We start from the raw sequence: 12,178 nt of genomic DNA, 5'->3' as shown, positions 1-12,178 counted from the left end.
AGACGCTCGAACCGGTCTCATAAACAACCGGAATACGAGACCGGTTCTAGGACTGTGCGGGACCTTCGGTATTCACCATCCACGGCACTTCGAACTTATCGACACACATCCCGAATCCCGGCGACCAAAACGTCTTCTGAAAGGCCATCTGCACTTGCCCGCCATCCGAGATCGTCTTGAAGATCTTCTCCGCCTCCGCTGCATCCTTCACTGTCACCGATACACAGAATCCCGACGGCTTCGTCGTCCGTCCCTGCGGATGATCTGCTCCCATGATCAAACCGCCCGGCGTGTCCAGAGTCGCGTGCATTATCTTGTCCTTAAAATCCGGCGGCGTTCTGTCCGCCATTGGCGACTCTCCATGAGTCATCATGAACTTGATCTTCCCGCCCAGCGCCTTCTCATAAAACTGAAAGGCCTCTTTACAATTCCCGCTGAAAGCCAAATACGTATTCACAACCATCGCGTTTTCTCCTTCGAGCGAAATTCAACATCAGCTTGCCCAATCACCCGCCTGCAATCGCACCCAACACAATCAGCGGCTCCTCACCCTTCATCACCGGCTCCGGCAAAGGAGCGTCCACCGAATCATGCGATAGATCCAGCCCACAAGCAAAGAACCGCAGAAACGCCCGCCGCTCCTGCGTCACATGATCCCGAATCGTCCCGCAAAGCATCGGATACCGTGCCTCCACAGCATCCAGCACCGAACGCACAGTCACTGGCCCCGCAATTTCGAGCGTCACCTCGCCGCGCACCCCCGCCAGCGTCCGCAGATGCTGCGGCAACTCCACTCGAATCTCACAGTTCATCGCAGCGTCTGCACCTCAACCGAGAACACCGCCGGCAGATCCCGCACAATCGGCATCCAGCTATCGCCGCAATCCGATGATGCATACACCTGGCCTCCCGTCGTGCCGAAATACACCCCACACTTGTCGAGCGTGTCCACTGCCATCGCATCGCGCAGAACATTCACATAGCAGTCCTTCTGCGGAAGCCCCTTCGTCAGCGCCTCCCACTCATTTCCTCCCGAACGGCTGCGATACACCCGCAGCTTCCCCTCCGGAGGAAAGTGCTCGCCATCGCTCTTGATCGGAACCACATAAATCGTCTCCGGCTCATGCGCATGCACATCGATCGCGAACCCGAAGTCCGTCGGCAGGTTCCCGCTCACTTCTCTCCACGTATCCCCCGCATCGTCGCTGCGCATCACGTCCCAGTGCTTCTGCATGAACAGCACCCCAGGCCGCGAAGGATGCATCGCAATGTGGTGCACGCAATGCCCCACCTCCGCCGTCGGATCGGGAATGTGCTCCGACCTTAGCCCCCGATTGATCGGCTTCCACGTCGCGCCGCCATCATCCGTGCGAAACGCCCCCGCCGCCGAGATCGCAATATACATCCGCTTCGCATCCTTCGGATCCAGAATGATCGTGTGCAGGCACATCCCACCAGCGCCCGGCGCCCAGTGAGGTCCTGAGCCATGCCCGCGCAGCCCAGACAACTCCTCCCAGTTCTGCCCGCCATCCTTCGAGACGAATAGCGCCGCATCCTCTGCCCCCGCATACACCGTCTCCGCCTCCGTCAACGACGGCTCAAAATGCCATACCCGCTTGAACTCCCACGGATGCGGCGTCCCGTCGTACCACTGGTGCGTCCCAGGAACGCCGTCATACGCAAACTTGTTCCCCACCGTCTCCCACGTCTTGCCGCCATCATCAGAGCGCTGCACGACCTGCCCAAACCACCCGCTCGTTTGCGACGCATACAGCCGCTCAGGATTCACCGGCGAGCCCTTCATGTGGTAAATCTCCCAGCCCGCAAAGTGCGGCCCGCTCACCTCCCACTTCTCCCGCTTCCCATCTGAGGTCAGCACAAACGCACCCTTCTTCGTCCCAACCAACACGCGCACCTTGCTCATCCCTGCCTCCTCTCAGTTCCGTCCGTATCCTATTCCTCAAACCCCTTATCTGGAGTAAAAATGTGTGCCGACGATTGCGTGGTGCAACTCGTCACAGAAAGGCCGTCTTTCGACATGAGCCCAGCCCCAAGTCCAGCCCCAACCCCAGACCCAGCCCAGGCCCTTTGGACCGCCGTCGACCAATACATCGACAGCAATCTCATCCCTCCCGACCCTGTTCTTGAAGAAGCACTCGCCGCCAACGCCCGCGACGGACTCCCATCCATCGACGTCACTCCAAGCCAGGGGAAATTTCTGTATCTGTTGGCAAAGATCAGCGGAGCGAAAACAATTCTCGAGGTCGGAACCCTCGGTGGCTACAGTACCATCTGGCTCGCCCGCGCACTCCCGCCCAACGGAAAGCTCATCACCTTGGAGATCCTCCCCAAGCACGCCGAGGTCGCCGCCAAAAACATCGAGCGCGCAGGCCTCACCTCTCTCGTCGAGCAGCGCGTCGGCCCCGCGCTCGATCTGCTCGCGCACCTTCACGAAATTGAGGACGCCGGCCCCTTCGACCTCATCTTCATTGACGCCGACAAGGCCAACAACGCCAACTATCACGATTGGGCCCTGCGCCTCTCCCACCCCGGCACCGTCATCATCACCGATAACGTCATCCGCGAAGGCGCCATCCTCAACCCCGACGATCCTGACCCCGACGTTCAGGGTACGCGCCGCCTCTTCGAAAAGCTGGGGGCCGAACCCCGTGTCGAAGCAACCGCGCTCCAGACCGTCGGAAGCAAAAAATACGACGGCTTCACAATCGCACTCGTAAAAGGCTAGCGACCTGCCTCCGAATACCTGTCACATTTGTCATCCCGACCGAACCCCGAGCGGAGTCGAGGGGGAGTGGAGGGATCTGCTTCATGGATGTAGGGAAACGCCGACAGAACCTGCACCGGTCCTATTCCCTATTCCCTAGGCCCTATTCCCTGTTCTTACGTCAGATCATCCGTATTGAAGGCCGGCGTCTTTCGTCCCAGCGCCGAGATATCCCGTGGCGCATCCACCAGTCCCTTCACCACCTGATTGATCTCGTCTTCCACATCGGCCACTGCAACCATCCGCGCCGCAGGATCGTTGATCCCCAGGCTCTCCAGCAGCACCGTGGCATGCGCCACCGCAACATGGTCCTGCCCCAGCCCCTCGGGCGTCTTGGCCTTGATGCCGACTTCGCCCGGCTTCACTCCCAGCAGCTCGGCCACGCGCTCGCGTAGCTCACCGGCAATCGGCACAATCTTCGGCTGCGCCAGCACCAGCACTGTGTCGACGTTCACAATCCTGTATCCAGCCGTCGCCACTTCTTCGAGCGCAGTTTGCAGAAACACATGCGACTCCGCGCCCTTCCACCGCGGGTCGCTTGGCGGAAAGAACGTCCCGATGTCCCCCGCCGAGACCGCTCCCAGCAGCGCATCCGTAATCGCATGCAGCAGCACATCGCCATCCGAGTGCCCAGCCAGCCCCTCCGGATGCTCTATCTTCAGCCCGCCGATCACCAGAGGAACGCCCGGCTTAAAGGCGTGCGAGTCAAACCCGTAACCAATCCTCATCCCCATTCTTGATTCCTCACCATCTCGACCGCGGATTCTCGCGGACGAACACGGATTTGCTTCTTGTCGTTCTCCAGTATGAACCGCCTGAACTGCGGTCTGGGGCCAAAGTTCAATAGTAGGCCGACTTCCAGCTTCGTCGCTCGCAGATAGTGAAGAATCTGCCCTTCATGTTCTCGATCAAAAACTGAAATCGCCTTCAACTCAAGAAGGACACAGTCGTTCACAACCAAATCAGCACGAAAATTCCCTGCAACTTCTCCTCGAAAATGAACTGGTACCGGAACTTCAGCGGCGACGTTAAATCCCGTTTGAACAAGAGCGATCCTCAACGCTTCCTGATAAACACTCTCCAGAAATCCGCCGCCAAGCTCCTTATAAACCTCAAAGAAAACCCCAATGATTTTTTCGGTTATCTCTGAGTGCAATCCACGAAATTCCTGCCCGTAACCCGCGTCTTGCTTTTCATTCATTTTTTGTCTTTCATCCGTGCTCATCCGCGTAAATCCGCGGTCGCCCGTCCAAGGTAAAACTCCGCCAGTTCAATATCTCCCGGCTGCGTGATCTTGAAGTTCCTCGCCGACCCCGGAACCACCGTCACCTCGATCCCCGCCCGCTCCAGCAGACTCGCCTCATCGGTCCCGGCGAACCCATCAGTCTCCGCCTCCATAAACGCCCGCCGCATCAGCCCCACGCGCGCCCCCTGCGGAGTCTGTGCCAGCACAATCCTCTCTCGCGGAATCGTCGCCGTGATGATCGCGCCGTCGGCAGTCCGATCGACCTGCTTGATCGTATCGACCGCCGGAACACCCACAATAGCCGCACCGTGCCTCGCCACCGCATCGATCGTCCGTTCAATCGTCGCAGGATCGATCAGCGGCCGCACCGCGTCATGAACCAGCACGATATCGTCGTCGTCGCACTCCAGTGCGGCCATCGCGTTGCCCACCGACTCCTGCCTATGGTCGCCTCCCTCTACCAGATGCACACGTGCGCCCAGTTTGAACTCCGCAATCTGCGCCTCAACGCGTTCCCGCTCCGCCCCACGCACAGCAACACACACCGCATCAACACGCGGCACCGCCAGGAACGCTCGCAGCGACCGGATCAGCACCGGAACTCCGCCAATTTCAAGAAACTGCTTGGGCGCAGCCGGAGTCACGCCGCCTGCGGCCATCCGGGTTCCAATCCCCGCCGCCGGGAGAATCACAAAAACTCGCATAACCACCGAATATACAAGATTGTGAGCATCTTGAAGACTGCTCCACTTTGCATTCGAACCTACTATGCACCTTGCGCTATCATCGATGCGCCGCGAGGGACGTGATGCGATTCGCCATCCTTAATCGATGCAGTTCCAATGCATGTAAGCTATCTCGCGGGTTTGCACTCGCATTGGTTCTCGGAATCACTGGGATACACGCACTTCCCCAATCCTCCCTACCCGGAAAACCAGTTATCTTCGGGTTCATAACCGACTCCAGCGGTGCAGACGTACCGAAAGCCGCCATCAGCCTTGAAGGTCCGGATGGCACGATCCTTCACACTACCGCCGATCAAAATGGCCAGTTCACCATCGAGGCTCCATCCGGTGACTACATTCTGAAGGCGAGTTCTCCAGGTTTCTCCATCTATAAAGAATCAATTCGTCTCACCGACGTAACCTCGATGAAGAGAAATATCGTTCTTACTCTGTTTAACTGTACAGCGTGCGTCGAAGTCACTCCGTTGCCCAGACCTATCGAACTCCTTGATGCCTCACTGACATCGACCCTGCCTCTCAACCCACTCCCGCCCCTCAAACTCCACAAACGCCTGGCCCGCCCGAGCCGCCTCTACCCGTGAAACCCTCGAAGAGGCCGAATATACAAGATGCTTTTCAACCACTCCACAAACGGCCGGGACCCCTTGCCTCCCCCATAAAGAAAATGAGTCCAGGGAGCGCTGAGCACATCTATCCTGCTAGGCCTGTATCTTGGCCTCGGGGGTGTTCATGGGTATCCCGCCGATGGCGACACCTGTCGCCACCTCACCGCACCGAGAACTGATGGACGACCTTCTTCGGCTGCAGAAGGCCTCCCAAAGGATCAGCTCGCTTCTCAACCTGGATCAGCTTATCGACCGCATCGTGAACGAAGTAGCCTGCTCTTTCGGCCTCGTAGAGGCGAATGTCTTTCTCTACGAGCAGGAACGCGGGGAGCTCGTACACGCCGGTGTCCGCGGCTGCCCGGTGCACGGCAAAGGATATTGTCTGAGGTACGGCAAGGAAGGCATGGTCGGCTACGTTGCGGCCACCGGGCAGATGCGCTACGCCCCCGATGTCCGCAAAGACCCGTACTATATCTCTTGCGGTGGGTCCACGCTCTCCGAAGTCGCCGTCCCTCTGCTGGTAGAGGATCGGTTGATCGGCGTCTTCACCGCTTCCCATCCGGACCTGAACGCCTTCCCGCCCAAACAGTTGAAGATCCTGCAGGCTCTCTGCAGCCACATCGCCGTCGCAGTGCAGAACGCGCGGATCTTCCAGCAAGCGCAGCACGAACGTGAGCAGATGACCTCCGAAGCACTCGAAGCCCGCAGCATCCAGCAGGCTCTCTTTCCCAGGAGCTCGCCCTACATACCCGGCTTTGCTGTCTGCGGCCTGTGCATTCCCGCCGGAGCGGTCGGCGGCGACTGGTACGACTTCATCCCCCTGAAGGACGGCCTCTGGGGGCTCGTTCTGGCCGATGTCTCGGGCAAGGGCACAGCGGCCGCGCTTTTGATGTCGGCCGCCCGCGGAATCCTTCGCTCGCTCGCAGGAAACGGCTGCACACCCAGTGACTTGCTCCGGCGACTCAACCGGATGCTCGTCGAAGACTTCCCGCCCGCACGCTACGTGACCATGGTGTACGCCATACTGGATCCGGCAAACCGCAGGTTGACCTTCGCAAATGCGGGCCATCTTCAGCCGCTCCTGATCCGCGGCCAGGAGGCACGGTTCCTGAGCACAGATGTAGGAATGCCGCTCGGCCTGGGACCGGGAGACTTCTCCGAAGTAGAAGTGGAATTCACGCCGGGCTCCCGTCTCGTGTTCTACAGCGACGGCATCACGGAAGCCGCAAACCCTGAAGAGGAAGAGTACGGCCAGCGCCGCCTGCAGGAACATCTCCTGCAGCCAGAAGCTTCTTCCGAGAGCCTCCTGGCAGACGTACGTTCCTTCGTAAACGGCTACGGTTTGCACGACGACGCGACCGTCATCGCGATCAGGATGCTCGGGTAAGCCGGGGCTGCGCCCAAGCCGACACAACGCGACGCTCCGCCGCTAAGATGGAATCTCGATGCCATCTCAGCCCACACTCGCCTTCAACCGCGACCACATCCACCCCGGCGATCGCCTCTGCGTCGCCATCTCCGGCGGAGCCGACTCCGTCGCCCTCCTGCTAGCCATCCACGCCGCCAACACCGCGCCCCGCGAATCCCTCGGCGTAGGCCTCTCTGCCGCGCACGTCCACCACGGCATCCGCCCCGACACCGAGTCCGACGCCGACCTCGCCTTCGTCGAAGACCTCTGCATTCAGTTCGACATCCCACTCCACATCCACCGCGCCGACATCCCCGCCCGCGCCTCCCAGGCCCGCGAGACCCTCGAAGAGGCCGCCCGCACCGTCCGCTACGACTTCTTCCGCTCCCTCATCGCCTCCGGCCACGCCGACACCATCCTCACCGCCCACACCCTCGACGACCAGGCCGAGACCGTCCTCCTCAAGCTCCTCCGCGGTGCATGGACCGAGGGCCTCGCCGCCATCCACCCCATCATCCACATCAACACCCCCAATCAACGCCCCGGCAAGATCCTCCGCCCCCTCCTCCAGACCCGCCGCACCGAGATCGAAGCTTACCTCCACGCCCTCAATCAGCCCTGGCGCGACGACTCCACCAACGCCGACACCACCTACACCCGCAACCGCGTCCGCCACGAACTCCTCCCCCAGCTCCGCACCTTCAACCCCTCCATCGACCAGACCCTCGCCAACCTCGCCGAGCTCGCCCGCGAAGAGGAGTCCCGCTGGCAGGCCGAGCTCTCGCGCGTCCTCCCTCAGCTCCTCCTCCCCGGCAAGCCCGTCCGCGGAGGAGGCCGCAGCGTCTCCACCGCTCCTGGCCACTCCTCCCTCTCCATCGAGATCGAGCGCCTCCGCCCGCTCGACCCCGCACTCCGCCGCCGCATCCTCCGCGCCGCCGCCCGTCAGTTGGGCTCTCGTCTCAGCTTCGACGAGACCTCACGCCTCCTCGCCCTCTGTGGATTTCTCACCCTCCCCACCGTCGCCGCCCGCACCGGGGCCTCCCTGCACCTCGCCAACGGCCTCCGCGCCGACCGCTCCCCACGCGAAATCCGTCTCTACCGCGAGAAGCAGTCCGCGAATCCCGAATAAGTCCCCTCACCCCTTAGTTGCAGCGATGCCCATCGAATGCCCCCCTGCATCTTCCGGCAAAAGAGTAGAATCTTATTACCTGACGGGGTAGGACCGTTTCCGAGATGCCGGGCATCACCGTCGGTATTCCCGGAACGTTTCCTTTATCGCTATCGTCTAATGAAGTAGGCTCTCCGGAGGCTCCGGTGGGCCGGGGCCCTACAATCGCCAAACAGAGCACTCGGCGGCTGGGGCCAGAAAAATGAGGAAATAGGCTTGAACTCAACCGTCAAACAAATTCTGATCTGGGTCTTCATGATCGCCTGCCTCGTCTTCCTTTGGCAGTTCGTCGTCAAGGGAACCGGCTCCAATCAGGAGAAGGCCATCAGCCTGACGCAGATGCTTGGCGACGCCGACCAGGGCAAGATCGCCGAGATCACGGTCAATGGCACTGAGGTCACCGGGAAGTACCGCGACGACAAGACCCAGTTCCATACCACCATACCGGCCAACTACCCGGACATGTACAAGACGCTCCGCGACCACGGCGTCAACATCAATATCAAGGACCAGAACTCGAACGCGTGGCTCGGCTTCCTCATCCAGCTCGCGCCCTTCGCTCTGCTCCTCGGCCTCTGGTTCTTCCTCCTGCGCCAGATGCAGTCCGGCGGAAACAAGGCTATGAGCTTCGGCAAGTCGCGCGCCCGCCTCCTCTCCATGCAGCAGAAGAAGATCACCTTCAAGGACGTCGCCGGTGTTGACGAGGCCAAGGAAGAGCTCAAAGAGATCATCGAGTTCCTTCGTGAAGCCCAGAAGTTCCAGCGCCTCGGCGGACGCATCCCCAAGGGCGTCCTGCTCGTCGGACCTCCGGGAACAGGCAAGACCCTTCTTGCCCGCGCAGTAGCCGGCGAGGCCAACGTTCCCTTCTTCTCCATCTCCGGCTCGGACTTCGTCGAGATGTTCGTCGGCGTCGGCGCCTCGCGCGTCCGCGACCTCTTCGAGCAGGGCAAGAAGAACGCCCCCTGCATCATCTTCATCGATGAGATCGACGCCGTAGGACGTCACCGTGGCGCAGGCCTCGGCGGCGGACACGACGAGCGCGAGCAGACGCTCAACCAGCTCCTCGTCGAGATGGACGGCTTCGAGTCCAACGACGGAGTCATTCTCGTCGCTGCCACCAACCGGCCCGACGTCCTCGACCCTGCCCTCCTTCGGCCGGGAAGATTTGATCGCCGCGTCGTCGTCGACAGACCCGACATCCGTGGCCGTGAAGAGGTCCTCAAGGTCCACTCCAAAAAGGTCCCGATGGCCGAAGACGTTGACCTCAACGTGCTGGCTCGTGGAACCCCGGGCTTCTCCGGAGCCGACCTCGCCAACATGGTCAACGAGGCCGCACTCACCGCCGCCCGCTACAACAGAAAGTCGGTCCACATGTACGACTTTGAAGTAGCCAAGGACAAGGTCATGATGGGTGCCGAGCGCAAGTCCATGCTCCTCACCGACGAAGAGAAGCGCGTCACCGCCTATCACGAGGCCGGTCACACGCTCGTCTCTGCGCTGCGCGAGCACTCCGACCCGCTCCACAAGGTCACCATCATCCCCCGCGGTATGGCCCTCGGCGTCACTGTCTACCTCCCCGAGGAAGACCAGCACACCGTCACCAAGGAGTATCTCGAGACCCGTCTCGCGACACTCATGGGCGGGCGCTGCGCCGAAGAGATCTTCCTCGGCAAGATGACCACCGGCGCCGGCAACGACATCGAGCGCATCACCGAGCTCGCCCGTAAGATGGTCTGCGAGTTCGGCATGAGCGGGCTCGGTCCCATGACCTACGGCAAGAAGGAGGAGCAGATCTTCCTCGGCCGCGAGATCGCACAGCACCGCGACTTCTCCGAAGAGACCGCCAAGCAGATCGACATCGAGGTCCGCAGCTTCGTCGACACTGCCTACCAGTCGGCCTACAACCTGCTCAACTCCAACCAGGAGATCATGCACCGCCTCGCAGCGGCCCTGCTGGATCGCGAGACCCTGGACGCAGCCGAGATCAAGCTGATCATCGAAGGCAAGGAACTCCCGCCCATCAAGTCCGCGCTCGCAGGCGTTGACTCTGGCTCAGGTGGCGAAGCCCAGAAGATCCTCAAGCCCGAAGGCGGCCGCAAGCCCGGCTTCGGCGAAGGCCAGCCTTCACCCGCATAAACCTTTCAACCCAGCATCGAAGGAGAGGCAGCCCCCGTGGCTGCCTCTCCTTTTTGCTGCCTCCGGATCGGCTCATTTCGTACGAAAGTTCACGCTGTCGGTGTGACAGTTCCCCGCGTTTGGCATCCAACGTTTTCATGGACGTTGAGTGAGAGGAGGAAATTCCTGCTGGCACGTTTGCGGCTTAGCAGGCACCCGCGCTCACATGACTTTCTCTACCGTTTCAATTCACCGGCCCCCCGCTGCGATCGCCATTCCACTTGAATTTGCCCGACAGAGGAGGAGAGTTCTGTGATCAGCAAGAGTCTTCTATCGATCAGCATGGCAACAATTGTGATTTTGACCACCAGCTCGCTCGGTCAAAATTCGTCGCAAACGCCCTCGGGCAACTCCGCTCAGAGCACGACGGACCAGGATATCGACTTACTCAGGAAGGACATTCGCTCCCAGAAAAAACAAATCATCGCTGCCAATCTCCAACTCACTGACAACGAGGCGGAGAAATTCTGGCCCCTCTACGATCAGTACACCGCAGAATTGGTCAAGATTAACGACGCGAAGTATGCGGCTCTCAAGGAATATGCTGCCAGCTACAACACGCTCACCGACGATCAGGCCACCAGTCTTATGCGCAAGGCGATTGAAGTCGATCAGGCAGCAGCGCAGCTGCGTCTCAAGTACATGCCGATATTTGGTAAGGTGATATCCGGCAAGAAAACCGCTCTATTTTTCCAGATGGACCGGCGGCTGGTCGCGCTGATTGACGTGCAGCTGGCCTCACAGGTTCCTTTGGTACAACCTTAGAGCAGCTTCAGAAAGTTAGTGCAGCAGATACCAGGAATCTTGCTCAATGCCAGGCATCGACCCAAACCGATGGAAGTAAGCATGAACGTTGCAAAGGAGTGGCGATGATGAAGTTTAAGCGAAATTGCAGATCAGTCATAGCGCTGTGCTTGTGGGCCTCGATTGCGTGGGCCGATTCTTTAGAGCTGAAGAATGGAAGCCTGATTAAGGGCAAGTTCTTAGGTGGCACGGAGAATGAGATCAGCTTCCAGGTAGGCTCATCGGTGCAGAAGTACAACCTCGCTGACATTACTTTGCTCAGGTTTGATTCCGAAAGGGGCGCGAGTGACATGCCGGCCGAGCCGAAGAGCTCGCTTCCCGACGAACCCAAGCCACTGGCGACACCGGCGTACATCACTATCCCGGCAGGAACGCAGATTTCAGTACGTACCATCGATGCCATCGATTCCACGAAGAACCAGATTGGGGATCGATTCAAGGCTTCGCTCGAAGAACCGCTGATGGCCGACGGTAAGGTTGTAGTCCCTAAGGGGGCCGACGTATATGGCCGGCTGGCGGAGTCGAGAGAATCAGGGACGTTTACCGGTAGATCGCAGCTGCGGTTGGAGCTCACGGGAATTGTCGTGAACGGGCTGACAGTACCGGTTGTGACGGGAGAATATGAAGTGACCGGCAAGTCGCGCGGGGCGAGCACTGCAAAGAGAACCATCGGCGGAGCAGCTCTCGGATCGATCATCGGCGCCGTCGCTGGCGGCGGCCAGGGTGCAGCGATCGGGGCGGGCGCTGGTGCGGCGGCGGGTGCTGGGTCGGAGATAATCACAAAGGGAGACCAAGTGAAGGTGCCGAGTGAGACCCTGCTTGATTTCACCCTACGGCAGGATGTGTCGATGGCTATGCGCAGGAACTAACTCCCGGCAATCAGTGGTGGCGGCGTCGTCACGGAGCATCCCGACAGGCTATCGGGGCCTAAGCCGTATCGAAATCTTCGTCTGGTCGGCTGTCCGATTTCCACAGAAAATCCTGTCAAGCCCCCAAACCAGTCAACCCCATAAAAATAAACCACTTCCTAGTGGCAGAGTAGTTTCCCTCAATCCGCTAAAATAAAACCAGACACACAAAGAAGGAGAGCCCCGGCGCAACCGGGGCTTTCCTTTTCACCCATAACTCATTTCTTTTGAATATTTTGGCAATTAAACCCTTTAGATGGAATATTTTACATAATAAGTCCAAACCTAAATCCAATGCAATGAATACTTTACATAAAATCCCCCGGGGGAGGG

The 12,178-nt window shown here is 59.8% G+C and carries 13 protein-coding genes; 7 read left to right on the top strand and 6 right to left on the bottom strand.

Annotated features, from left to right (window positions below; genetic code table 11):
- Positions 1 to 46 precede the first annotated feature (46 nt).
- From OHL16_RS17795 to OHL16_RS17785, 3 genes are read right to left on the bottom strand one after another with little or no spacing between them, the layout of a single operon-like run.
- On the bottom strand, positions 47 to 463 hold the full coding sequence (locus OHL16_RS17795) for a VOC family protein (RefSeq protein ID WP_263368549.1): 417 nt from the start codon (positions 461 to 463) through the stop codon (positions 47 to 49).
- Positions 464 to 506: 43 nt separating this feature from the next.
- The gene (locus OHL16_RS17790; RefSeq protein ID WP_263368548.1) at positions 507 to 812 is read right to left on the bottom strand and encodes a MoaD/ThiS family protein; all 306 of its coding nucleotides are present in this window, start codon (positions 810 to 812) and stop codon (positions 507 to 509) included.
- Entirely contained in the window at positions 809 to 1,924 is a 1,116-nt protein-coding gene (locus OHL16_RS17785; RefSeq protein WP_263368547.1) for a WD40/YVTN/BNR-like repeat-containing protein, read from the bottom strand. The genes OHL16_RS17790 and OHL16_RS17785 overlap by 4 nt, the downstream gene beginning before the upstream one ends.
- 114 nt (positions 1,925 to 2,038) lie before the next feature.
- Here OHL16_RS17785 and OHL16_RS17780 point away from each other — a divergent pair, with 114 nt between their 5' ends.
- Positions 2,039 to 2,746 (top strand): O-methyltransferase, encoded by a 708-nt coding sequence (locus tag OHL16_RS17780; RefSeq protein WP_263368546.1) that lies wholly within the window; start codon positions 2,039 to 2,041, stop codon positions 2,744 to 2,746.
- A gap of 155 nt (positions 2,747 to 2,901) precedes the next feature.
- Here the strand turns inward: OHL16_RS17780 and ispF are convergent, their stop codons facing one another.
- Genes ispF through ispD form a run of 3 tightly spaced genes read right to left on the bottom strand, consistent with a single transcriptional unit; the run spans position 2,902 to position 4,735 of the window.
- Positions 2,902 to 3,519 carry a 2-C-methyl-D-erythritol 2,4-cyclodiphosphate synthase gene (gene ispF, locus OHL16_RS17775; protein WP_263368545.1) on the bottom strand — a complete coding sequence of 206 codons (618 nt, stop codon included), beginning with the start codon at positions 3,517 to 3,519 and terminating at the stop codon, positions 2,902 to 2,904.
- Positions 3,510 to 4,010, bottom strand: a complete 501-nt coding sequence (locus OHL16_RS17770) for a GxxExxY protein (RefSeq protein WP_263368544.1) — start codon at positions 4,008 to 4,010, stop codon at positions 3,510 to 3,512. The genes ispF and OHL16_RS17770 overlap by 10 nt, the downstream gene beginning before the upstream one ends.
- On the bottom strand, positions 4,007 to 4,735 hold the full coding sequence (gene ispD, locus OHL16_RS17765) for a 2-C-methyl-D-erythritol 4-phosphate cytidylyltransferase (RefSeq protein WP_263368543.1): 729 nt from the start codon (positions 4,733 to 4,735) through the stop codon (positions 4,007 to 4,009). Before ispD ends, OHL16_RS17770 begins: the two co-directional genes overlap by 4 nt.
- Before the next feature lie 104 nt (positions 4,736 to 4,839).
- Between ispD and OHL16_RS20400 the strand changes: the two genes are divergently transcribed.
- From OHL16_RS20400 to OHL16_RS17740, 6 genes are all read left to right on the top strand, one after another.
- Entirely contained in the window at positions 4,840 to 5,358 is a 519-nt protein-coding gene (locus tag OHL16_RS20400) for a carboxypeptidase-like regulatory domain-containing protein (RefSeq protein ID WP_396127219.1), read from the top strand.
- A gap of 202 nt (positions 5,359 to 5,560) precedes the next feature.
- Positions 5,561 to 6,769 carry a GAF domain-containing SpoIIE family protein phosphatase gene (locus OHL16_RS17760; RefSeq protein ID WP_263368542.1) on the top strand — a complete coding sequence of 403 codons (1,209 nt, stop codon included), beginning with the start codon at positions 5,561 to 5,563 and terminating at the stop codon, positions 6,767 to 6,769.
- 58 nt (positions 6,770 to 6,827) lie between these two features.
- Positions 6,828 to 7,919: a tRNA lysidine(34) synthetase TilS gene (gene tilS / locus OHL16_RS17755; RefSeq protein ID WP_263368541.1), complete on the top strand. Its 1,092-nt coding sequence runs from the start codon at positions 6,828 to 6,830 to the stop codon at positions 7,917 to 7,919.
- Positions 7,920 to 8,174: 255 nt separating this feature from the next.
- Positions 8,175 to 10,094, top strand: coding sequence for an ATP-dependent zinc metalloprotease FtsH (ftsH, locus tag OHL16_RS17750; RefSeq protein WP_263368540.1), 1,920 nt, complete (start codon positions 8,175 to 8,177; stop codon positions 10,092 to 10,094).
- 291 nt (positions 10,095 to 10,385) lie between these two features.
- The gene (locus OHL16_RS17745) at positions 10,386 to 10,898 is read left to right on the top strand and encodes a hypothetical protein (RefSeq protein ID WP_263368539.1); all 513 of its coding nucleotides are present in this window, start codon (positions 10,386 to 10,388) and stop codon (positions 10,896 to 10,898) included.
- 104 nt (positions 10,899 to 11,002) lie between these two features.
- On the top strand, positions 11,003 to 11,806 hold the full coding sequence (locus tag OHL16_RS17740; RefSeq protein WP_263368538.1) for a hypothetical protein: 804 nt from the start codon (positions 11,003 to 11,005) through the stop codon (positions 11,804 to 11,806).
- Positions 11,807 to 12,178 lie beyond the last annotated feature (372 nt).

It is taken from the genome of Edaphobacter bradus, from assembly GCF_025685645.1.
In the GTDB taxonomy this organism is placed as follows: domain Bacteria; phylum Acidobacteriota; class Terriglobia; order Terriglobales; family Acidobacteriaceae; genus Edaphobacter; species Edaphobacter bradus.
This window is presented reverse-complemented; position numbering and strand designations above follow the sequence as displayed.

What these genes read in the sequence shown, in the direction of transcription:
- OHL16_RS17795 (WP_263368549.1), bottom strand. Translation starts at nt 463, where the DNA reads ATGGTTGTGAATACGTATTTGGCTTTCAGCGGGAATTGTAAAGAGGCC.
- OHL16_RS17790 (WP_263368548.1), bottom strand. Translation starts at nt 812, where the DNA reads ATGAACTGTGAGATTCGAGTGGAGTTGCCGCAGCATCTGCGGACGCTG.
- OHL16_RS17785 (WP_263368547.1), bottom strand. Translation starts at nt 1,924, where the DNA reads ATGAGCAAGGTGCGCGTGTTGGTTGGGACGAAGAAGGGTGCGTTTGTG.
- OHL16_RS17780 (WP_263368546.1), top strand. Translation starts at nt 2,039, where the DNA reads ATGAGCCCAGCCCCAAGTCCAGCCCCAACCCCAGACCCAGCCCAGGCC.
- ispF (WP_263368545.1), bottom strand. Translation starts at nt 3,519, where the DNA reads ATGGGGATGAGGATTGGTTACGGGTTTGACTCGCACGCCTTTAAGCCG.
- OHL16_RS17770 (WP_263368544.1), bottom strand. Translation starts at nt 4,010, where the DNA reads ATGAGCACGGATGAAAGACAAAAAATGAATGAAAAGCAAGACGCGGGT.
- ispD (WP_263368543.1), bottom strand. Translation starts at nt 4,735, where the DNA reads ATGCGAGTTTTTGTGATTCTCCCGGCGGCGGGGATTGGAACCCGGATG.
- OHL16_RS20400 (WP_396127219.1), top strand. Translation starts at nt 4,840, where the DNA reads ATGCGATTCGCCATCCTTAATCGATGCAGTTCCAATGCATGTAAGCTA.
- OHL16_RS17760 (WP_263368542.1), top strand. Translation starts at nt 5,561, where the DNA reads ATGGACGACCTTCTTCGGCTGCAGAAGGCCTCCCAAAGGATCAGCTCG.
- tilS (WP_263368541.1), top strand. Translation starts at nt 6,828, where the DNA reads ATGCCATCTCAGCCCACACTCGCCTTCAACCGCGACCACATCCACCCC.
- OHL16_RS17740 (WP_263368538.1), top strand. Translation starts at nt 11,003, where the DNA reads ATGATGAAGTTTAAGCGAAATTGCAGATCAGTCATAGCGCTGTGCTTG.